The sequence below is a fragment of the Novosphingobium silvae genome (genome assembly GCF_009856825.1).
In the GTDB taxonomy this organism is placed as follows: Bacteria; Pseudomonadota; Alphaproteobacteria; order Sphingomonadales; family Sphingomonadaceae; genus Novosphingobium; species Novosphingobium silvae.
The window spans coordinates 184,003-204,614 of the sequence record NZ_WVTD01000004.1; the positions used below are offsets into that span (position 1 = coordinate 184,003).

At 69.6% G+C, this 20,612-nt stretch carries 14 protein-coding genes; 5 read left to right on the forward strand and 9 right to left on the reverse strand.

Annotated features, from left to right (window positions below):
• Positions 1–124: 124 nt before the first annotated feature.
• Together GR702_RS07505 and GR702_RS07510 are read left to right on the forward strand one after the other, a co-directional pair.
• A complete protein-coding gene (locus GR702_RS07505; protein ID WP_160985349.1) occupies positions 125–1,747 on the forward strand; it encodes an NAD(P)/FAD-dependent oxidoreductase in 1,623 nt (540 codons plus the stop codon).
• The gene (locus GR702_RS07510) at positions 1,744–2,922 is read left to right on the forward strand and encodes an aminoacetone oxidase family FAD-binding enzyme (protein WP_160985350.1); all 1,179 of its coding nucleotides are present in this window, start codon (positions 1,744–1,746) and stop codon (positions 2,920–2,922) included. The genes GR702_RS07505 and GR702_RS07510 overlap by 4 nt, the downstream gene beginning before the upstream one ends.
• Here the strand turns inward: GR702_RS07510 and msrA are convergent.
• The 3 genes from msrA to GR702_RS07525 all read right to left on the reverse strand — a co-directional run bounded on the left by msrA (position 2,919) and on the right by GR702_RS07525 (position 6,159).
• Complete coding sequence (gene msrA, locus GR702_RS07515) at positions 2,919–3,593, reverse strand: peptide-methionine (S)-S-oxide reductase MsrA (RefSeq protein ID WP_160985351.1); 675 nt, start codon at positions 3,591–3,593, stop codon at positions 2,919–2,921. The genes GR702_RS07510 and msrA overlap by 4 nt on opposite strands.
• 109 nt (positions 3,594–3,702) lie before the next feature.
• Positions 3,703–4,770 carry a LacI family DNA-binding transcriptional regulator gene (locus GR702_RS07520; RefSeq protein WP_160985352.1) on the reverse strand — a complete coding sequence of 356 codons (1,068 nt, stop codon included), beginning with the start codon at positions 4,768–4,770 and terminating at the stop codon, positions 3,703–3,705.
• Positions 4,771–4,821: 51 nt separating this feature from the next.
• Positions 4,822–6,159: an MFS transporter gene (locus tag GR702_RS07525; protein WP_160985474.1), complete on the reverse strand. Its 1,338-nt coding sequence runs from the start codon at positions 6,157–6,159 to the stop codon at positions 4,822–4,824.
• A 210-nt stretch (positions 6,160–6,369) separates the two neighbouring features.
• Between GR702_RS07525 and GR702_RS07530 the strand changes: the two genes are divergently transcribed.
• The 3 genes from GR702_RS07530 to GR702_RS07540 all read left to right on the forward strand — a co-directional run bounded on the left by GR702_RS07530 (position 6,370) and on the right by GR702_RS07540 (position 13,511).
• On the forward strand, positions 6,370–7,524 hold the full coding sequence (locus GR702_RS07530) for a glycoside hydrolase family 68 protein (RefSeq protein WP_160985353.1): 1,155 nt from the start codon (positions 6,370–6,372) through the stop codon (positions 7,522–7,524).
• A 5-nt stretch (positions 7,525–7,529) separates the two neighbouring features.
• Positions 7,530–8,450, forward strand: a complete 921-nt coding sequence (locus GR702_RS07535) for an ROK family protein (protein ID WP_160985475.1) — start codon at positions 7,530–7,532, stop codon at positions 8,448–8,450.
• Between the two features lie 288 nt (positions 8,451–8,738).
• Positions 8,739–13,511: an NAD-glutamate dehydrogenase domain-containing protein gene (locus GR702_RS07540; protein ID WP_160985354.1), complete on the forward strand. Its 4,773-nt coding sequence runs from the start codon at positions 8,739–8,741 to the stop codon at positions 13,509–13,511.
• A gap of 40 nt (positions 13,512–13,551) precedes the next feature.
• On the opposite strand, the gene GR702_RS07545 is transcribed toward GR702_RS07540, so the two are convergent.
• From GR702_RS07545 to GR702_RS07570, 6 genes are all read right to left on the reverse strand, one after another.
• A complete protein-coding gene (locus GR702_RS07545) occupies positions 13,552–14,253 on the reverse strand; it encodes an HAD family hydrolase (protein ID WP_160985355.1) in 702 nt (233 codons plus the stop codon).
• 109 nt (positions 14,254–14,362) lie between these two features.
• Entirely contained in the window at positions 14,363–15,625 is a 1,263-nt protein-coding gene (locus GR702_RS07550; protein ID WP_160985356.1) for an N-succinylarginine dihydrolase, read from the reverse strand.
• Positions 15,626–15,706: 81 nt separating this feature from the next.
• Complete coding sequence (locus GR702_RS07555; RefSeq protein WP_160985357.1) at positions 15,707–16,720, reverse strand: arginine N-succinyltransferase; 1,014 nt, start codon at positions 16,718–16,720, stop codon at positions 15,707–15,709.
• On the reverse strand, positions 16,717–17,934 hold the full coding sequence (locus tag GR702_RS07560; protein ID WP_160985358.1) for a hydrolase: 1,218 nt from the start codon (positions 17,932–17,934) through the stop codon (positions 16,717–16,719). Before GR702_RS07560 ends, GR702_RS07555 begins: the two co-directional genes overlap by 4 nt.
• A complete protein-coding gene (astD, locus tag GR702_RS07565; RefSeq protein WP_419880288.1) occupies positions 17,931–19,349 on the reverse strand; it encodes a succinylglutamate-semialdehyde dehydrogenase in 1,419 nt (472 codons plus the stop codon). The genes GR702_RS07560 and astD overlap by 4 nt, the downstream gene beginning before the upstream one ends.
• Before the next feature lie 2 nt (positions 19,350–19,351).
• Positions 19,352–20,422, reverse strand: a complete 1,071-nt coding sequence (locus tag GR702_RS07570; RefSeq protein WP_160985360.1) for a 2-oxoadipate dioxygenase/decarboxylase family protein — start codon at positions 20,420–20,422, stop codon at positions 19,352–19,354.
• Positions 20,423–20,612 lie beyond the last annotated feature (190 nt).

Genomic DNA, 20,612 nt, shown 5'->3' on the forward strand with positions numbered 1-20,612 from the left:
ACCGTCGCACCGCCGACGCCCACACCGAATCCGGCCTTGGCGTGCTGGGGCGAGATCCACTCCGCGCACCGGACATGCGCGCCAGCCATGGCGCTGCGGCCTGCGAGCGTATAAAGGCGCGGGCATGCTTCGCCTGACTGATCTTGCACTGCCTCTCGACCACACCGCCGCCGACCTCGATGCGGCAGTCGCCCAGCGCCTCGCCATCCCGCCCGCCGACCTGCAGCGGGTGAGTGTTTTCCGGCGCGGCAACGATGCGCGGCGCAAGAACGCGATCAAGCTGGTCTACGCGCTCGACGTGTCGGTCCGCGACGAGGCCGAGGTGCTCGCGCGATTTGCCGGCGACCCGCACGTCCGCCCCGCGCCGGACACCTCCTATCGCTTCGTGACGCGCGCACCCGATGGGTACGACGGTCCGCGCCCCGTCGTCATCGGCGCGGGTCCGTGCGGCTTGCTGGCGGCGCTCGTGCTGGCGCAGATGGGACTGAAGCCGATCATCATCGAGCGCGGCAAGGCCGTGCGCGAACGCACGCGCGACACCTGGGGCCTCTGGCGGCGCTCGGAACTGAACCCCGAAAGCAACGTCCAGTACGGCGAGGGCGGGGCGGGCACGTTCTCGGACGGCAAGCTCTATTCGCGCATCAAGGATCCGCGCCACCTCGGCCGCAAGGTCCTCACCGAATTCGTGAAGGCGGGCGCGCCGGAGGATATCCTCACCGAGGCGCATCCGCACATCGGCACGTTCCGCCTCGTCACCATGGTGATGTCGATGCGCGAGACGATCGAGCAGCTTGGCGGCGAATACCGCTTCGACACGCGGGTGGACGATCTGGCGATCCGCGAGGACGAGGATGGAACGCGGCGCCTGACCGGCCTGCACCTTTCCAATGGCGAGTTCCTGCCGACCGAGCATGTCATCATGGCCGTGGGCCACTCGGCGCGCGACACGTTCCACGTCCTTCACGACCGGGGGGTCTTCATCGAGGCCAAGCCCTTCGCGATCGGGGTGCGCATCGAGCATCCGCAGAGCTGGATCGACAAGGCCCGCTTCGGACCCTGCGCCGGCAATCCCATCCTCGGCGCGGCGTCCTATGCAACCTCGTACAAGGCCAAGAACGGCCGCACCGTCTATTCGTTCTGCATGTGCCCGGGCGGGCGCGTGGTCGCCGCCGCAAGCGAGGAGGGCGGCGTCGTCACCAACGGCATGAGCCAGTATTCGCGGGCCGAGTTCAACGCCAACTCCGGGCTCGTCGTCGACATCACGCCCGAGCGCGACTTCCCCGGCCACCCGCTCGCCGGCATCGAGCTTCAGCGCCGGTTCGAGAAGCTGGCCTTTGTCGCGGGGGGATCGAACTACCGCGCGCCCGGGCAGAAGCTGGGAGATTTCCTTGCGGGCCGCGCCTCCACGGAGCTTGGCGAGGTGGTGCCCAGCTATCAGCCCGGCGTCCACCTGACCGACCTTTCGGCCTGCCTGCCGGACTATGTGGTCGAGGCGATCCGCGAGGCGCTGCCCGTGTTCGGGCGGCAGGTGCCCGGCTACGACCATCCCGACGTGGTGATGACCGGCGTGGAAACGCGTACCTCCTCGCCCTTGCGGATCACCCGAGGCCGCGACTTCCAGAGCCTCAACACGCGCGGCCTCTATCCGGCGGGCGAAGGCGCGGGCTATGCGGGCGGCATCCTCTCCGCGGCGGTAGACGGCATCCGCGTGGCGGAGGCGCTGGCGCTGGACCTCGTACCGGCGTGAGCGAATACGACGCGATCGTCCTTGGCGCCGGGGCCGCCGGGCTGCTGTGCGCCGCCACCGCCGGGCAGCGCGGCAAGCGCGTGCTGCTGCTCGACCATGCGCCGGAACCGGGCCGCAAGATCGTCATCTCGGGCGGGGGGCGGTGCAACTTCACCAACATCCACACCGCGCCCGACCGCTATCTTGCGAGCAATCCCCATTTCGCCAAGTCCGCGCTCAGCCGCTACACGCCCACGGACTTCCTGGGCCTGATCGAGGCTTACGGCATCGCCTGGCACGAGAAGACGCTGGGGCAGCTGTTCTGCGACGGCTCGGCCCGGCAGGTCGTCGCCATGCTGCTGGAGGAGTGCGCCAAGGGCGGCGTGACGCTGCGATGCGGGGAAGCGATCGGAGCGGTGGACTACGCCGATGGCCGCTACCGCGTGGAGCATGGCGGGCAGGTGGCGAGCGCCCCGGCGCTGGTGATCGCGACGGGCGGTCCCTCGATCCCCAAGATGGGCGCCACGGGCTTCGCCTATGAACTGGCGCGCCGCTTCGGCCTCAAGGTGGTGCAGCCGCGGCCCGCGCTGGTCCCGCTGACGCTGCCGGCCGAGGAGGCGCTGTTCCGGGAGCTTTCCGGCGTCTCAACCGAGATCGTCGCACGCGCCAGCGGCAGCAAGGCCGCGTTCCGCGAAGCCGCGCTGTTCACTCACCGCGGCCTTTCGGGCCCTGCCGTGCTGCAGATATCGAGCTACTGGAAACGCGGCGACACCGTGACCGCGCAGTTCGTGCCCGACCGCCCGGAAGGCTGGCTCAGGGCCGCCAAGCGCGAACGTCCGCGCCAGTCCTTCCGCAAGGCCATGGGCGAGGGCCTGCCCGAGCGTCTCGCCGATGCGCTCTGCGCGCGGCTCGGGCTCGAGGGCGAGATCGGAACGCTCACCGACAAGGCGCTCGGCGCTGCCGAGGCGCGGCTTGCCCGCTGGCCATTCGTGCCCGACGGCTCGGAAGGCTTCGCCAAGGCCGAAGTCACGGTCGGTGGGATCGACACTGCCGAACTGTCGTCCAAGACGATGGAAGCGCGCAAGTGCCCCGGCCTCTATGCCGTGGGCGAGGCCGTGGACGTCACCGGCTGGCTTGGCGGCTACAATTTCCAGTGGGCGTGGGCGAGCGCGCGCGCGGCGGGGATGGCGATCTAGTTGCGGTAGAGCGCCGGCCAGGTCTTCCTGAGAGCGGCGAGCTTGGGCGCATCGTAGCGCCGGATGTAGCTGTTGGTCGGATTGCGGCGCAGGAAGTCCTGGTGGTAGCTTTCCGCCGGGTAGAAGGCGCCGGTCTCGATCCGCGTGGCGACAGGCTTGCGGTAGACGCCCGCCCGGCCGAGCGCGGCGATGTAGGCGACCGCGACCTGCCGCTGCGCTTCGTCCTGCGGGAAGATGGCCGAGCGATAGCTGGGGCCGACATCGGGGAACTGGCGGTTCACCTGCGTGGGATCGTGCCCCACCGAGAAGAACACCTTGAGGAGCGTTCCATAGCTTACCTGCGCGGGATCGTAGACCACGCGCACCGCTTCGGCATGGCCGGTCTTCTCGCTTGCCACGGCGCGGTAGTTGGCGTCCTTGCGCGCGCCGCCGGCATAGCCCGCCGTTACCGACTTCACGCCGCGCACATGCTCGAACAGACCTTCGATGCCCCAGAAGCATCCTCCCGCGAGCACGGCGACCTGCTGCCCACGCACCGGCTTCTCGGCAGGGGGCGGAGGGAACGCGGCGGCGGGGCGCTCCGGCCAGGCGGCAAACGCCAGCGCGGCGAGGCACGCGGCGGCTGGCAGGGCGGCGGCTGGCAGGGCTGGCAGGAACAGACGGCGCGACATGCAGGTTCTCCCGCGGTTCGCACCGATATGGGAAGCATGCCGCAAAGCGCCAGTGCCGGGCAGCGCGGAGCCCCGGGTGCGCCTTCCCGCAGCGAGCGGCGCGAAAGGTTTACCTGCGGGTGGTGCGGCGCACGATGAGGCTTGGCGCCATGGCCAGGCTTTCGGTGCTCTCGCCCTCGATCCGCGCCTTCAGCCGCTCCACCATGACGCGCGCGCCCTCGGCAATCTCCTGCCGGATGGTGGTGAGCGGCGGCATCGTCTGCGCGGCCATGGGAAGATCGTCGAAGCCCACGATCTGCGCATCGTCAGGCACGGCGCGACCGGTCTCGTAAAGCACGCGCAGCGCCGACATGGCGATCAGGTCGGAGGCGCAGACGAAGCCGTCGCAATCAACGTCGGGCATGCCGAGCGCGGCCTTGATCTGCGGCCCCATCTCGGCGCTGGCGAGGTTGACGGGAATATGCGTGAGCGAAAGCCCCGCATCCTTCGCCGCCGCCGCCGCGCCGCGATGGCGCATGGCGATCTCGATGCCGGTGGTGTCGCCCAGGAAGGCGAGGCGCTTCGCTCCGCTCGCGATCAGGTGCTCCGCCGCGATCCGTCCGCCGATCTCGTTGTCGGTGCCGACGACGCAGTGGACCTGCCCTTCGCGGTAGTTGCCCCAGACCACCAGCGGGCGATAATGCGCGGCTACCCGGTCGATCAGGTCGGACTGGTCGGACTGGCCGATCACCAGCACGCCGTCCACCATGCCCGATCCGGTGATGCGCTCGAGCCAGTCGGACGTGCCGTCCGGGATGGCGCGGCTCAGCATCAGGTCATAGCCGCTCTCTGTAAGCTGGTCGGCCAGATGGCCCAGCAGGGTGAGGAAGAACGGGTCGGAGATGCTCTGCCGCTTTTCGTGGCCCAGCGGGATCACCACGCCGATGACGCCGGTGCGGCGCGAGCGCAGCTTGCTGGCCATCTGGTTGGGCCGGAAGCCGTATTGCCGGGCCAGCGCCTGGATACGCTCGCGCGTTTCCGTGTTGACCAGTTCCTTGCCCGCCAGCGCACGCGAGACGGTGCCTGCCGAGACGCCTGCCACCCGCGCGAGATCGGCGAGCGTGCGCACTTCCACGTCGGGGCCGGACATGTCCGTGCCGCCGGTTCCCTTGATGTCTTCGCCCGCCCCAGTCTCCATAGGCCCGGACCCTTATCACCCGGATCGCCCTGCCGGAAGTAACTTGTTCAGTTAGTTGCCGCCCCCCGCCCGGCGCCGGTCCGGCCCCCCCCCGCCTTTTCCCACGAGCAGGGTGGCAAGCGCGCCCAGGAGCATGAAGGCCCCGGCAAGCATCAGCGCGCCGCGCGCGTCACCGCCAAGGAGCGGCTCGTAGATGAGCGGCATCGTCACGTTCTCGACCAGCATGGGGATGACGATGAACATGTTGAATATGCCCATGTAGATCCCGTTGCGGGGCGCCGGGATCGCCTCTGCCAGCATGACGTAGGTGTTGCCCATCATGCCCGCCCAGCCAAGGCCGATCCCCACCATCAAGAGCGCGAGAACCCCTCCCGAGGTTGTGGAGGGGACGGCGATCATCGCGAGCCCCGAGGCGGCGAGACACACGGCATGCACCGGCCTTGCGCCTGCGCGCCGCACTGCCGGGATGAGCGCGAGCGCCGCCAGGAAGGCGACCGCGTTGTAGAGCGCGCCCAACTGCTGCGCAGTAAGCGCGGCATCCCGGAACGCGTCGGACCCGGGGTCCGTCGTCCCGTGGAGCGAGCGGGAGAGGGCAAAGGCGATGTACTGCCAATAGGCCATCATGGCGTACCACTGGAAGAACATCGCGGCTGCCAGCTGGCGCATGGGGCGCGGCATTTCGGCCATGGCCGCGGCCACCTCGCGCAGCGTCGCGCCGAACGTGGCGGGCCTTCCCGCGATCGCTGCGCGGGTCTCCGGGTCCAGCGGCAGCTCGGGCACCCGGGTTATGGAATAGAGGATCGTCGAGATCGAGAGCACGGCGCCCACGATGAAGGCCCAGCGGACGATCTCCGGAATGCCGCTGGGGCCCAGCAGGTGCCTGTCCACGATCCCGGCCAGCAGCGACGGGGCGAGATAGGAAGCGGTATGGGCCAGCCCGGTGAACGCGCTCTGGGTGAGGTAGCCGGTGACACGCTGGTCGGGTGCGAGCCGGTCGGCGATATAGGCGCGGTAAGGCTCCATCGTCACGTTGTTGCCCGCGTCCAGCACCCACAGCAGGCTGGCGGCCATCCACAGCGCGCTGGAACCGGGCATGAGCAGCAGCGCCGCCGAACACAGCACCGCGCCGACGAGGAAGTAGGGCGTGCGCCGGCCCATCGGCGACAGCGTCCGGTCGCTCATCGCGCCCACCAGCGGCTGGACCACGAGGCCCGTAACCGGACCGGCGAGCCAGAGCAGCGGCATCATCGCTTCGGACGCGCCTAGATAGGCGTAGATCGGCCCCATGTTGGCCTGCTGCAGTCCGAAGCTGAACTGCAGTCCGAAGAAGCCGATGTTCATCTCGACGATCCGGATCAGCGAAATGCGTGGTCGAAGGCTGTCGGGCATCGTCATCTTTCGAGGATCCGTTCGGCCTTGCTATCGACTATTTCAGGCCATGCACGTGAAGAATCGATTGCACGCGCCCGCTTATGAAGTTCTCCTCAGTACAGAGACTTAGCGTATATTCCCGCGTGCCATGCCGGCACTTGGCGAAATGCCTCTCGCTTGCATGATTTTCATTTACATCGTTTTTCAAACGATTGTACGACACGGCCGATGAGCTCGAGATCCGCCCCGGCCCGGCCCGCCCCCACTCTTCGATGGTCCGCCTCGGACCTGCAGGCGCTGGCCGATGGCGGCTTCGCGCGCGCACCCGTGATCGGGCCGGCCGAAGTGAGGCGCATCAGCGACGACCTCGACGTGTGGGACGCATGGCCGCTGGCGGACGAGCAGGGCGCGCCGGTCCCCTGGCGCGGCGGCGAGCTCTGGTTCGCGCTGGCCGCGCCCGCGCTGGACGATCCGGAACAACGCCACGATCTTGCCCGCATCCACCACTTCCACCGCACGGGTGAGCGCTTCGTCCATCTAGGCCCCACCTTCCCGGACGGCTTCACCCCCGGAAGCCGGGAGTGGTCCGGCTCGGCGCTTTGCCGGGAGGGCGAGGTCACGCTCTTCTTCACGGCGGCAGGCAGCCGGGGGGAAAGCGCCGCGACGTTCCAGCAGCGCCTGTTCTCGGCGACGAGCCGGCTGGCCGGGCAGGACGATGCGGTATTCACGGCCTGGTCCGAACCGGTCGAGCTCGCCGTCCCGCTCGACCTCATCTACATGAGCCGGCACGAAGGCGTGGGCCGGCTGGGCGAGATCAAGGCGTTCCGCGATCCCGCCACCTGGCGCACGCAGGAGGGGGAGGAGTATCTCCTCTTCACCGCGTCCTCGGCGCGCCAGCTCGATCGTTACAACGGCGTGATCGGCTGCGCGCGCAGGGATGGGCGCAGAGATGGGCAGGGTGCTTTCGCCAAGCTGCCGCCGCTGGTCGACGCGGCAGGCGTCAACAACGAGCTGGAGCGTCCGCACGTGGTGGCGCACGGCGGGCTGCTCTATCTGTTCTGGTCCACGCAGGCCCGTGTCTTCGCTCCGGGAATAACGGCGCCCACCGGCCTTTACGGAGCCGTGGCCGAGCGGATCGAAGGTCCTTGGGCGCTGCTGAACGGGCACGGGCTGGTCTTCGCCAACCCGGCAGGCGAGCCGTTCCAGGCCTACAGCTGGTGGGTCCTGCCCGATCTCAGCGTCGCCAGCTTCGTCGATTACTGGGGGCTCGGCGACGCCGGGGCGAGCGCCAAGCCGGCCGGGCGCGCGCACTTTGGCGGAACCTTCGCCCCGTTCCTGCGGTTGCGTCTGGATGGGCATCGGGCCACGCTGAAGGACGGGTGATCGACATGCACAAGCTGGCGGGGATCGAACTGGGCGGCACCAAGACCGTCGTCGTCCTGGGTGCGCAGGGCCGCATCGACGAGCGGATCGAGTTCCCCACCACCACGCCGACCGAGACGCTGGACCGCGCGATCGACGCCATCCAGGGCTGGCGCGACGCCAAGCCGGTGGATGCCGTGGGCATCGCCAGCTTCGGCCCGGTGCGCGTCTCGCGCGAGGCGGCGGACCATGGCTTCATGCTGGACACGCCCAAGCCCGGCTGGAGCGGGGCGGCGGTGTCCGGCCCGGTTGCCGCCGCGCTCGGCTGCCCGGTCGCGATCGACACCGACGTGAACGGCGCGGCGCTGGCCGAGCATCGCTTCGGCGCGGGGCGGGGGTGCGAGAGCCTCGTCTACCTCACCATCGGCACGGGACTTGGCGGCGGCGTGCTGATCGCCGGGGAGCCTGCGCACGGGCTGCTCCATCCCGAAATCGGGCATGTGCGCCTGCGCCGCGCGCCGGGTGATGATTTCGCCGGCACCTGCGCTTTCCACGGCGACTGCGTGGAGGGCCTGATCGCCGGCCCGGCGCTGGCGGCAAGGCTGGGCCGGCATCCCTCGCGCGCGGAGGCGGACGACCCGGTGTGGGAACTCGTCGCCCATGACCTGGCCGAGCTGCTGGCGATGCTGGTGCTCACCGTATCGCCGCAGCGGATCGTCGTGGGCGGCGGCGTGACCGGCAAGCAGCCCCACCTGCTGCCGCTGGCCGTGTCCCGCGTGCCGGGACTGCTCGGCGGCTATCTGCGCGACTGCACGCGCGAGCGGCTGGCGGGAATGATCGTGCCGCCGCTGCTGGGCGAGGATGCAGGTCCCATGGGCGCGCTCGTGCTCGCCGCCCGCGCGCTGGACGATCGGATCGCGGCGGTAAGGGTCGCGGCGGGAGCCTGACCGAACGGCTTCTCAGCCTCGGTCACGCAGCGCTGCAAAATTACTTGCGCGTCGTTGAACGAATATTGCTCGCCACATCCTTCGTGTTACAAGGCGGCGAATCCATGTCGCGCCGCCCTTCGGGTCGCACCAGGCAGACGCAGCACGGCTTCGATCCCGCCCGTTCTCTCGCCATGCCGGGGAACGGGCGGGGTGCAGTCTCGTTGTGACAGGCTATATGGTCATGACGCTGCAAAGCCCGACGCAGAAGCGGGATCGACTAAGCCACCGAAGATCGCGGAGAAAGCAATGAGCGCAGGCGAACGCACCGTCCCCGGCAAGGCCCGGACCTCGAAAAAGCGGGGGGCGAAGGCATCCGGCGCTTTTCACAAGCAGATCGTCGAGCATCTGTGCGGCGCGCTCCTGCCGGGCGAGATCGCCGATGGCCCGGGCGGCGCGTCCGCCTGGATCGAGGAAGTCGCGCCTTTCGTGCTTGCCGCCGCGCAGCAGCGCGTCCCCGGCGAACCGGTGATCGAACTGGCCTCGGTCAGCGGCGAGCGCCGCGTCCTTCGCATCGCCATCGTGAACGACGACATGCCGTTCCTGGTCGATTCGGTCGCGGCGGCGGTGGCTGACGCCGGCCTCGTCATCGACCGGCTGGTGCACCCGGTCCTTTCCGTGCAGCGCGACGCCAAGGGCGGCCTCACCGGGCTTCCGGACGATGCCGTTGAGGGGACGGTGCGCGAATCGATGATCTACGTCGAGACCGCCCGTGCCGATGCGCGCCAGCGGCGCGTGCTGCTGCGCTCGCTCGAGACGACGCTCGCCGATGTGCGCGCCGCAGTCGCCGACTGGCCGCTCATGGTCGAGGCGATGCGCGCCGATGCGGGGCGGATTGACGACGAGGAAGGGGCCGAACTGCTGCGCTGGTTCGCAGACGGCATGCTGACGCAGCTGGGTCACGTCACCCGCCGACGCAACGGCAACCGGAGCGACCTTCTTGGCGTATGCCGCAACGACGAGCAGGACCTGCTCTCGGACGCCAGCTACGAACGCGCCTTCCGCGCTTTTGACGAGCAGCTGGCGCAAGGGGCGGTGCAGGCCCCGCTCGCCATCAAGGCAAACCGCATCGCCACGGTTCACCGCCGCGTGCCGCTCGACCTGTTCCTCGTTCCCGTGATCGAGAAGGGCAAGGTCGCCGCGCTTTCGGTCCATGCGGGTCTGTGGACCAGCGCCGCGCTGGCTGCCGCGCCCGACCGGGTCCCGCGCCTTCGCGGGCAGCTCGCCACGTTCTCGCAGCGGCTCGAGCTTGATCCCACCGGCCATACCGGCAAGGCGCTTTCGCACGCGCTGACCAGCCTGCCGCACGATCTGGTGATGGGCCTTGGCGAGGCGGACGTCGAGCGGCTTGCGATGACGATGACGGGCCTCGTCGATCGCCCGCGCCCGCGCCTTGTCATCACCCGCTCGCCGCTGATGCGCCACCTCTACGCCTTCGTGTGGCTCCAGCGCGACATGCTCTCGACCCAGGTCCAGCGGCGCATCCAGGCGATGATCGAGGAAGCCGCCGACGCCAAGACGCTGGACTGGAGCCTCCATGTGGAGGCCGGGAACCTCGCCATGCTGCGCTACACGCTCGACGTGCGCGAGCGGGAGCACGAACCGTCCGAAGCCGATCTCGACCATGCGCTGCAGGTGATGCTGCGCGGCTGGACCGAGGCGGTGGAAGCGGCGCTTGCGACCACGATGGAGCCGGGCCGTGCCGCTGCCGTCGCGGGCCGCTACGCCGACGCTTTCCCGATGGGCTATCGCAGCGACAACGGCGCGGCGGAAGCGGCGCTCGACATCACGTACCTGCGCCGGATCGTGCTGGACGAAGCGTCGGATACCGAGCGCGCGCAGACCCACCGGGACGTGCGCTTCATGACGCGAGAGGACGATCCCGAGAACGTCCTGCGGCTCAAGATCTACCAGTCGGAAGGCGCGCTGGCGCTGTCCGACGCGGTGCCGGCGCTGGAGAACTTCGGCTTCCGCGTGCTTGCCGAAATGCCGACCGGGCTCGAGAGAGGGCGCCTTGGCACGATCCACGACTTCTATCTGGAACCGGTCAGCGGGCGTCCGGTGCAGGAGGTGCTCGAGCTGGCCCATCCCATCGAGGATGCGCTGCGCCGGGTTTTGAACGGTGCCGGCGAGAACGACGCGTTCAACCGCCTCGTTCCGGGGCTCGGGCTCGGGCAGAACGAGGTCAACTGGCTGCGCGCCTGGTACCGGTACTTGCGGCAGGCGGGCACCCATTTCGGCATCCCGACGGTTGTCGATGCGCTGCAGGGCGCGCCGCAGGTGACCCGTGCCATCGTCGACCTGTTCCGCGCCCTTCACGATCCCGCCTTCGAAGGCGACCGGGACGAGGCGCGCCAGCGGGCGGAAGAGGAGATCCGCACCGGCCTTGCGGGTGTCAGCGCGATCAACGACGACCGCCTGCTGCGCGCCTACCGCGACATCGTCCTAGCCATGCTGCGCACCAACGCCTTCGCGCCCGCTGGCCAGGTGGCGCTGGCCTTCAAGTTCGATTCCGCGCTGGTCCCGGGCCTGCCCAAGCCGGTGCCTTGGCGCGAGATATTCGTCTATTCGCCGCGCGTGGAGGGCATTCACCTGCGCGCCGGCCCCGTGGCCCGCGGCGGCCTTCGCTGGTCCGACCGGCGCGACGACTTCCGCGTCGAGATCCTTGGCCTGATGAAGGCGCAGCGCGTCAAGAACGCGGTGATCGTGCCCACCGGGGCGAAAGGCGGCTTCTATCCCAAGCAGCTGCCCGATCCCGCCCGCGACCGCGCGGCCTGGGCGGCGGAAGGCCAGGCGAGCTACGAGATCTTCGTCGATACGCTGCTGTCGATCACCGACAACATCGCCGACGAGAAGGTCGTCCACCCGGCAGGCGTGGTCGTCCGGGACGGCGAGGACCCCTACTTCGTCGTCGCGGCCGACAAGGGCACGGCGAAATTCTCCGACGTCGCCAACGGCATTGCCGAGCGGCGCGAGTTCTGGCTCGACGACGCCTTCGCCAGCGGCGGCTCCAACGGCTACGACCACAAGGCGATGGGCATTACCGCCAAGGGCGCCTGGCTCTCCGTCCAGCGCCACTTCCTGGAAATGGGCGTCGACGTACAGGCGGACCCGGTGCAGGTGGCGGGCTGCGGCGACATGTCGGGCGACGTGTTCGGCAACGGAATGCTGCTTTCGAAGGCGCTGAAGCTGGTGGCCGCCTTCGACCACCGCCACATCTTCCTCGATCCCGATCCCGACCCGGCCGCCAGCTGGAAGGAACGCCGCCGCCTGTTCGACCTGCCGGTTTCCAGCTGGGAGGACTATGACAAGGCGTTGATCTCGAAGGGAGGCGGGGTCTTCCCGCGCAAGCTGAAGTCCATCCCGCTGAGCGACGAAGTTCGCGCGGTGCTGGGGATCGACGCGCGCGAGATGGATCCCGACGCGCTCATCACCGCGATCCTGAAGGCGCCGGTGGACCTGCTCTGGTTCGGCGGCATCGGCACTTACGTGAAGGCATCCTCCGAGAACAACGTCCAGGTGGGCGATCCCACCAACGACGCGCTGCGGGTCAGCGGCAACGAAGTGCGCGCGAAAGTCATCGGCGAGGGTGCGAACCTTGGCGTGACGCAGGCGGGCCGCATCGAGTTCGCGCAACTCGGCAGCGACGGGCGCGGGGGGCGCATCAACGCCGACTTCATCGACAACTCCGCCGGGGTCGACTGTTCGGACAACGAGGTCAACATCAAGATCGCGCTGGCCGCGGCCCGGCGGGCGGGCAAGCTGACCGAGAGCGCGCGCGTGAAACTGCTGCGCTCGATGACCGACGACGTCGCCGCGCTGGTGCTCGAGGACAACCGCCTCCAGGCGCTCGCCCTCTCGATCGCGCAACGGGGCGGGGCGCAGGTCATGCCCTCGCAGATCCGCCTCATCGAGACGCTGGAGGAAGGCGGCCATCTCGACCGCCGGACCGAGGGCCTTGCCGACAACGACGTGCTTGCCCGGCGCGCGCAGGACGGGGCCGGGCTGACCCGCCCCGAACTCGCGGTGCTGCTCTCCAGCGGCAAGCTGGTCCTGCAGGCCGCGATCGAGCGCAGCGACCTTGCGACCGACCCCAGCCTCACCGACGTGCTTCTCGGCGCCTTCCCCGAGGCGATGCAGAAGAAGTACGCCAGGTACATCAAGAGCCATCGCCTCGCGGGCGAGATCATCGCGACCAAGCTTGCCAACCGCATCGTCAACCGCCTCGGCATCATCACGCCTTTCGAGCTGGCCGAGGAGGAAGGCGTCGACCTGGCGCAGATCGCCGCCGCCTTCGCGCTGGCCGACCGGCTGTTCGGCCTCGAGGCCATGTGGGAGCGACTGGAAGCCGCGCCCATGGCCGAGACGGCGCGCCTTACGCTGTTCGACATGGTGGCGAATGCGGTGCGGGGCCACATGGCCGATCTCCTGCGCGCGGGAGCGGGACGGGTGGCGCCCTTCGAACTGGCCGAGAGGCTGGAGAAAGGCATTTCCGCGCTCGCCACCGACACGGCCGAGCTGCTGCGCGAGCGCACGCGCGCCCATTCGCGCAAGCTGCGCGGCGGCCTTGCAGACGCGGGCGTGCCGGACGATCTCGTTTCAGAAGTGGGGCTGCTGTTCGACCTCGACGGCGCGGTGGGAGTGGCTGCGCTGGCCGCCGAGACAAGCATCGCGCCCCGGCGCCTCACTGCCGCCTTCACGCATATCGGCGATGGCCTGGGTCTCGACTGGGCGCAGGCGAGCGCGGCCATGATGAGCCCGTCCGATCCCTGGGAGCGTCTCCTCGTCGCCGGGCTGGCGCGCGATTTCCAGCAGATGCGGCTCGATTTCCTGCGCACCATCGCCCGCACCAAGGGCGGCCGCAACGATCCGCTCGCCGCGACGCAGGAGTGGGAGCGCGAGCACAAGCGCGCGATCGACGCTTTCCGCGCGATCGTGAACCGGGCCGAGAATGCGGTGGCGATCACGCCCGCGATGCTGGCGCAGGTCGCCAGCCAGGCCCGCAACCTGCTGGGCCGATGACAAAGGGCTTCCCCTTCCCGGGTGGGGAGGGGAAGAGCCGTCAGCTCTCGGTAGGTGCCAGCAGCAGGTCGCGAAGGGCCGTGAGGCTGGGCAGGACCCGGGCGGCGGCCATGGTCTGCTCCTCGGTCGCGGGGAGCAGGTCGGGCACCATGACGGTGGCGATGCCCGCCGCAACTGCCGAGCTGACGCCGGCGTAGCTGTCCTCCACCGCCACGCAGTCGGCGGGATCCACGCCGAGGCGGCTCGCGGCAAGGAGATAGGGTTCGGGATGCGGCTTGGGGTGCGTCACGTCGCTGCGGGTAACCACGGCGTCGAAATAATGCAGCAGCCCCGCCCGCTCAAGCCGGGCCTGTGCCTTCCCGCCTTCCGTCGAAGTGCAGAGCGCCAGCTTCACGCCAGCGTCGCGGAAGTGATCGAGGATGACCTCAGCCCCGGGGCGCAGCGGCAGGCCAGCCTCCACCGACGCCTCGAACAGCGCGTCCGATTCGGCGTAGAAGCGGTCCAGCGGGAAGTCCGGGCCGAGCCGCTCGGCCAGCATCCGCCGGTTCGCGTCACGGTTGATGCCGATCATCGCGGCAAGGACATCGGGCTCCATCGGCCAGCCCAGCGCGTGCCCGGTTTCCTCGAAGGCGCGGTGCTGCGCCGCTTCGCTTTCCAGCAGGGTGCCGTCCATGTCGAAGATCGCGGCGCGGATCGGATCGGGCAGGGCGGGGGTGCGAGCGGATTGGGAGATGGTGGCCATGCCTTCCATATGAGGTGGGTTTGTGGATCGACGATTGCAAAAACAGATTGGAAGGTTCGCTTTCGCGCATTCCGCTGGTGAAAGCCGCCGCCATCGCGGCGGCTCTTGCTCAGAACTCCGCCCGGTTCAGCTCGGATAGGCCGAGCTCTATGCAGAGCGCGGTGCGCGCTTCCACGCAGGCGCGCCAGAGCGCCGGGTCGGCAAGGTCCTCCACCGCGATGCGTTCGGGCCACAGGCGCGAGACGAGCGCTTCGACGAGATCGAGCTTGTCCGCGCTCGCCATGAAGCGCGGGTCGATGGTGGCAGGGTCCGCTACCACGCGCAGGCGCAGGCAGGCGGGGCCGCCGCCATTGGCCATGCTTTCGCGAAGATCGTGGACGAAGAGGTGGCGCACGGGCCCGTTCCCGGCGACATGGGCCTCCAGCCAGCGCCAGACCGACGGTGTCTCGCGCGCTTCGCTTGGCAGGACGAGCGCCATCTCGCCCGAGGGCAGCGTGACCAGCTGGGCGTTGAACAGGTACGATGCGATCGCGTCGGCCAGGCTTACCTCGGCAGCGGGAACCTCGACGATCTCCACTTCCGGCAGCTTCTCGCGCAGCTCCGCGTAAAACCTGTCGCGCTCGGCGAAGGCGAGTTCGTGCGTGAACAGCACCCGCTCGTTGGCGACGGCGACGACGTCGTTGTGGAACGCGCCTGCCGCGATCGCCTCGTCCGACTGGCGCGCGAACACGGTGCGTTCGCCTGCCAAGCCGTGGATGCGCGCCACCGCCTCGCTCGCCTCGCGGTGCTGGCGGGCGGGGAAGGCGCCCCCGGCGACGCCGTAGACGAAGACCTCGACCCCGGGCGATCCGTGCCCTGCGCACAGGCGCATGTGGTTGGCCGCGCCTTCGTCCCCGAAAGGAGCCGGGACGGGCGGGTAGACGACGAAATGGTCTTGCGAGGCGAAGGCGAGCCGCAGCTGCGCCAGCGTCTCGCGCCATTCGTGACTGCGGTGCGGCATCGTGACGAGGTTCGCCGCCGTCAGATGGCAGCGTCCGTCCGCGGTGTCCGGCGCGGGCGAGACGGTGGCGGCATTGGCCGCCCACATCGAGGAGGCCGACATGGCATTTGCGCGCAGTACCGCGCTTGCCGCCTCCATGTCCGTGCCCAGGCGGCGTAGCCAGCCCTCGTCCGGGCGGCGCTGGGGCAGGAAGAAACCCTGTGGCAGGCCCCGCTCCAGGTTCGCGCGCATCTTCGCCAGTCCCTGAAGCGCTGCCGCACGCGGAGCCGAGACCCTGCCGAAGTTCCTGGCCGAAGCGAGATTGCCGAGGCTCAGCCCGGCGTAGTTGTGGCTGGGGCCGACGATGCCGTCGAAGTTGATCTCGGTGAGCATGGAGCCGGGCCTATCCTTCGAAGGGGAGGGGGGAAGTCGCTTTCGCGCGCCGCCGTGCGGACGCATGCGGTATGCCCCCGCTCACGTCACGGCCGGCGCGTAAGTGATCGCGTCCCCGGCGCTCACGCCGAGCAGGGCCGCCGCGCCTTCGTCGAGCGAGCCGTCCTGGCCCACCTGGCCGAGGCAGACGCGGAAGTCCGCCAGCCGGCCCGTCGCGACCAGGTGCGCAGGCTCGCCCACCGCAGGCGCCAGCGCCGAAACGCTGACCATGCGCGCATCGCGGATGGTGCGGATCTGGTCGGTGCGCGCGATCATCGTCGGGCCCCCGTCGAAGATGTCGACATAGTTCTGGAAAGCGAAGCCCTCGCTTTCCAGCATGCGCATCGCCGGGCGACCGGAGTAGTGGGGCTGGCCCATCACCTGCCGCGCCGCTTCGGACAGAAGGGCGGTGTAGATGGGGTGCTTGGGCATGAGATCGGCGATGAACTGGTTGCCGTGCTTGCCGTTGAACTCGTCCGCGTCGCGAAAGCTCATGTCGAAGAAGCGCCCGGCAAGCCCGTCCCAGAACGGCGAGTTGCCGGCATCGTCGATGGCGCCGCGCAGTTCGGCCAGCGTCGTGTCGCCGAAGCGGTTGCGGTGCATGGCGATGAACAGGTAGCGGCTGCGCGCCAGCAGCTTGCCGATGCCCGCCGAACGCTCCGCCGCATCGAGGTAGAGGCCGCCCACTTCGCTCGCCCCGTCAAGATCGGTGCACAGCGTCAGCATCTCGGCGCGAAACGTGCGGTCCAGTTCCTTCGAATGCTGGGTGATCCGCCCGATCCGGTAGGAGTAGAACGGCAGCTCCATCCCCACTTGCGAAAAGGCCTGGCAGGTGCCCCGCACCTTGCCCTCGGATGTGTCCTCCAGGATGAAGACGAAGAGATCGTCGGCAATCTTGCCGTCGTCGCGCGCGAAGCTTTTCGCGGCGCGCTCCAGCTTGGCCCGGAGCGTCGGCCGGTCGGGCGGGAGGTTGGTGAAGCCGCCGCCGGTGCCCTTGGCCATGCGATAGAGCGCCTCGAGGTCCTTCTCGCGCGCGGTTCTCAGCAGAAAGGTCATGCGGCAAGGCCTTCGCGCTCAAGGCGGTGCATGACCAGCGCGGTCAGCCGGGCGCGGGCATCCAGGGAACTGGCGATCATGAACTCCTGTGGCGAATGGATCGAGCCGCCCAGCGCGCCCATCGTGTCGAGCACGGGCACCCCGCAGGCGGCGATGTTGTTGCCGTCGCACACGCCGCCGGTATCCTGCCAGCGCATCGGCTGGCCTCCAAGCGCGACGAGGTCGGCGGCGGCGCGGCTGGCAAGCCCGAACAGCGCCTCGGTGGCGGGCGTAACCGGTTTCGGCGGGCGCGAGACCTGGCCGTGGACATGGACCTGTACGCCATGCGCCGCGCCGACCTCAGCTGCGGTGGCATCGATCAACGCCTGCGCCTCTTGCGCCAGCGCGGGGGTGCGCGGCCGCAGGTTGAAGTGCAGGACGGCAAGGTCGGGCACGGTATTGTTGGGCGCGCCGCCCTCGATCCGCGCGGGATTGATGGTCAGCCCCTCGCGCACGGCGGCGGCGAGCCGCAGGGCAAGGTCGCTCGCCGCGACGACGGCGTTGCGGCCGTCCTGGGGATTGCGCCCGGCGTGGGCGGAGAGGCCTGTCACCACCGCGGCGTAGTTGCCCGAGCCCGGCCGGGCGCGCGCCATCGAGCCGTCGGGCAGCGCCGGCTCGTAGGTCAGGGCGGCGATCTTGTCGCGCGCAAGCTCGGCGATCAGCGCGGCGGAGGAAAGCGACCCTGTCTCCTCGTCGCTGTTGACGAGCACGTCGTAGCCGAGTGCGGGCGCCGCGTTCTCGTAGGCGGCGAGCCCTGCCAGCATCAGCGCGAGGCCGCCCTTCATGTCCGCCGTGCCCGGGCCGTTCAGAGTGTCGTCGTCCAGCCAGGTGCAGGACTGGAAGGCATGTTCGCGCGGGTAGACGGTGTCCATGTGCCCGGTCAGGAGCACGCGGCGCTCGGCACCGGGGCGGACGGACAGGACGAGGTGGCGGCCATGGCCGACTTCGCGCAGGCGCCCTGCCGCATCGACCTTCTCCACCCTGGCGGGTTCCACCAGCCTTACTTCGCCGGGAAGCTGCGCGAGCGCATCCGCAAGGTAGCCCGCCATTGCGGCCAGCCCGTCGAGATTGGCGGTGCCGCTGTTGATCGAGGCCCATTCCAGCGTGCGCGAAAGGATGGGCGCGCGTTCGATGGGGGCAAGCAGGTCCTGCTCGGAAGGGGCGAGGCCGCTCATGCGCGCAGCCTGTCCGAGATCGCGCCCATGTTGCCGCCCGCGTGTCCGGCCTCGAAGCTGGCGACCGGATAGGCGCAGTAGTCGGCCGCATAGTAGGCGCTGGGCCGGTGGTTCCCGCTTTCGCCCAGGCCGCCGAAGGGCATCGAGCCCGCAGCGCCCGTGGTCGGCCGGTTGCGGTTGACGACGCCTGCGCGCGATTCGAGCGCGAACCGCTCCCACAGCGCGTCGTCGGCGCTGACGAAGCCGGCGGAAAGGCCGAAGCGGGTGTTGTTGGCCGCCGCCATCGCGGCATCGAAATCGGCCACGCGGCTGACTTGCAGGACCGGCGCGAAGATCTCCTCGTCGGGGACGAACGTGCCGGTCACGTCCAGCATTCCGGGGGTCACGAACGCGTCGGAGCGGCCCTCCACGCCGGTGAAGGGCAGGATCACTTTCGCGCCCCGGCCGGAAAGGTCGTCCACGCGGGCGCGGGCGGACCGGGCGGCGGCATCGGAGATGAGGGGGCCGATCCAGGGCTCCGGGCTCTCGTCCCAGGCGCCGATGGAAATGCGCCGGGCGAGCGCCGCCACGGCATCCACCAGCGCGGAGCCGAAGACGCTGTCGGGCACGATCAGCCGCCGCGCGCACGAGCAGCGCTGCCCGGTGGTGATGAAGGCGGACTGCACGACCACCGCCGCCGCTTCCTCCACATCCTCGGCGTCCCACACGACCAGCGGGTTGTTGCCGCCCAGTTCGAGAGCGAGGATGACGTCCGGACGGTCCGCGAAGACGCGGCGGAAGTGCGCGCCCGCGCCCGCCGAGCCGGTGAAGAGCAGGCCGTCGATATGCCCCGCGACCAGAGCCTCGCCGGTCTCCCGCCCGCCCTGGATGCACTGGAACACGAAGGGATGGTCGGCCAGCGCTTGCGCCCAGCACTCGGCCATGGCGGCGCCCGTCGCCGGCGTCATCTCGGAAGGCTTGAAGACCACTGTGTTGCCCGCGATCAGGGCGGGAACGATGTGGCCGTTGGGCAGGTGGCCGGGGAAGTTGAAGGGGCCGAGCACGGCCATGACGCCGTGCGGCCGGTGGCGCAGGACCGCCTCGCCGAAAGGCATGGCGCTGCGCTTCTCGCCCGCCCGCTCGGCCTGGGCGGCGATGGAAAGGCCCACCTTGCCGATCATCGAGGCGACTTCGGACTGCGTCTCCCACAAGGGCTTGCCGGTCTCGCGCGAGATGATGCGGGCGATCTCGTCCTTGCGCGCTTCCAGCGCGTCGCGGTAGCGCCCGGCCACGGCGACGCGCGTCTCGACGGGCAGCGCGCGCCATGCCGGGAAGGCGTGGCGCGCACGCAGCAGAGCGGCGGCGACGGCGTCGGCGCCTGCGCTTTCGCCTTCCCAGACGAGGTCGCCGCTGGCGGGATCGAAGGATCGCAGCATCGTCATGCCCCTCTCGTCACCGCGAAGATGCCGGTGGCGTTGCCGCTGTCGAAGGTGAGGTCGAGAGTGCCGGTCCCCGGATCGACGTCGCGGCTGATAAATTCGTAGAACGAGCCCGGCACTTCGAGCATGGTTTCGCTCCCGTCCGCGAGGCGGAAGGGGCGCGCCACCTTGTCGGCGAGGATGGCGGTCTGGCGCACGCGCCCGTTGCGCGAAATCTCGACGGAGGGCTTGAGCGGATAGCCGGCCGCCTTCAGCTCTTCGGCATGGGAGACGACGTCCGGCACCCGGGTGGTGGCGTGATTGAAGGCGTTGCCCTCGGTCGCGATCCAGGCGCCTTCCTTGCTGTGGGCGAGGAGGGCCTGGTAGTCATCGAGGGCGGGGACGGGGTGCTGCCGGTCGAACGCGCGCAGCGCGCCGCGAAGGATCGTCACGCCGTCTTCCACCGTGCAGTCGCCCTCGCGCGCGATGGCGTCCAGCGCGCGGCGCTCGGGCTCGCCAAGCGGATCGGTCGAGGAGCCGAAGATCGCCTCCGCCGCTGCCTGCGCAGCCGGGGCTAGCTGGTCGACGTGCAGTTCGGAGACGAAGAACTGCGGCACCGCCTCGGGCAGGTCCGCCTGGACAAGCGCCCGTCCCGTCATCGTCAGCGCCGGAAGTGGGTAGAGGCCGCGCACCTCGTAGCCGAGCGGGGCCAGGAAGCGCAGGAACGCCTCGTGCCCGCGCGGCAGGGCGCCGGTGGGGCCATCGATGGTGCGCAGGGCGCCATGGTCGAAGACGATCGCTCCTTCGGGCGCTTCTCCTGCAGGCCCGAACGCTCCGCCGCGCATGTCCTCCACATAGCGCGCCGCAGTGGGCACGCGCTCCAGCAGGTCGAGGAACAGCGCCGCATTGAGCGCCATGGCGACTTGCGCGCGGCTCGCCCTTCCGGTGCCTCCTGCGAACGCCCTGCCAAGTTCCGGGGCGATGGAGAGGGTGGAGAGCACTTGCAAGGCACGCTCCCTCCCGACGAGCGGCGAGAGCAGTTCGTGGATGGTTCGAAGGCTTTCCGCTGGGCTGCGAGAGGCCGAGGCCATGGCGTCCTCGTTTATGATTGTTGCGTGAGCAGGAAACATAGGAAAGCGTGACAGGGAAGTCCATCGCAGTAACGATCCGCCGCGCGCCGCCCCTGCAAGGGTGCTGGATGGCACGACAGGCTCCACAGGAGCGATCACAAGTGAGCGTGGCAAGCCAGGTCGCAACGCCATATCGGCTCCACGGAGCATC

Bases quoted from the DNA above. Each gene is read 5' to 3' on its own strand.
- GR702_RS07505 (WP_160985349.1), top strand. From the start codon at position 125: ATGCTTCGCCTGACTGATCTTGCACTGCCTCTCGACCACACCGCCGCC.
- GR702_RS07540 (WP_160985354.1), top strand. From the start codon at position 8,739: ATGAGCGCAGGCGAACGCACCGTCCCCGGCAAGGCCCGGACCTCGAAA.
- GR702_RS07520 (WP_160985352.1), bottom strand. From the start codon at position 4,770: ATGGAGACTGGGGCGGGCGAAGACATCAAGGGAACCGGCGGCACGGAC.
- GR702_RS07545 (WP_160985355.1), bottom strand. From the start codon at position 14,253: ATGGCCACCATCTCCCAATCCGCTCGCACCCCCGCCCTGCCCGATCCG.
- GR702_RS07525 (WP_160985474.1), bottom strand. From the start codon at position 6,159: ATGCCCGACAGCCTTCGACCACGCATTTCGCTGATCCGGATCGTCGAG.
- msrA (WP_160985351.1), bottom strand. From the start codon at position 3,593: ATGTCGCGCCGTCTGTTCCTGCCAGCCCTGCCAGCCGCCGCCCTGCCA.
- GR702_RS07560 (WP_160985358.1), bottom strand. From the start codon at position 17,934: ATGAGCGGCCTCGCCCCTTCCGAGCAGGACCTGCTTGCCCCCATCGAA.
- GR702_RS07555 (WP_160985357.1), bottom strand. From the start codon at position 16,720: ATGACCTTTCTGCTGAGAACCGCGCGCGAGAAGGACCTCGAGGCGCTC.
- GR702_RS07530 (WP_160985353.1), top strand. From the start codon at position 6,370: ATGAGCTCGAGATCCGCCCCGGCCCGGCCCGCCCCCACTCTTCGATGG.
- GR702_RS07535 (WP_160985475.1), top strand. From the start codon at position 7,530: ATGCACAAGCTGGCGGGGATCGAACTGGGCGGCACCAAGACCGTCGTC.
- GR702_RS07550 (WP_160985356.1), bottom strand. From the start codon at position 15,625: ATGCTCACCGAGATCAACTTCGACGGCATCGTCGGCCCCAGCCACAAC.
- astD (WP_419880288.1), bottom strand. From the start codon at position 19,349: ATGCTGCGATCCTTCGATCCCGCCAGCGGCGACCTCGTCTGGGAAGGC.
- GR702_RS07570 (WP_160985360.1), bottom strand. From the start codon at position 20,422: ATGGCCTCGGCCTCTCGCAGCCCAGCGGAAAGCCTTCGAACCATCCAC.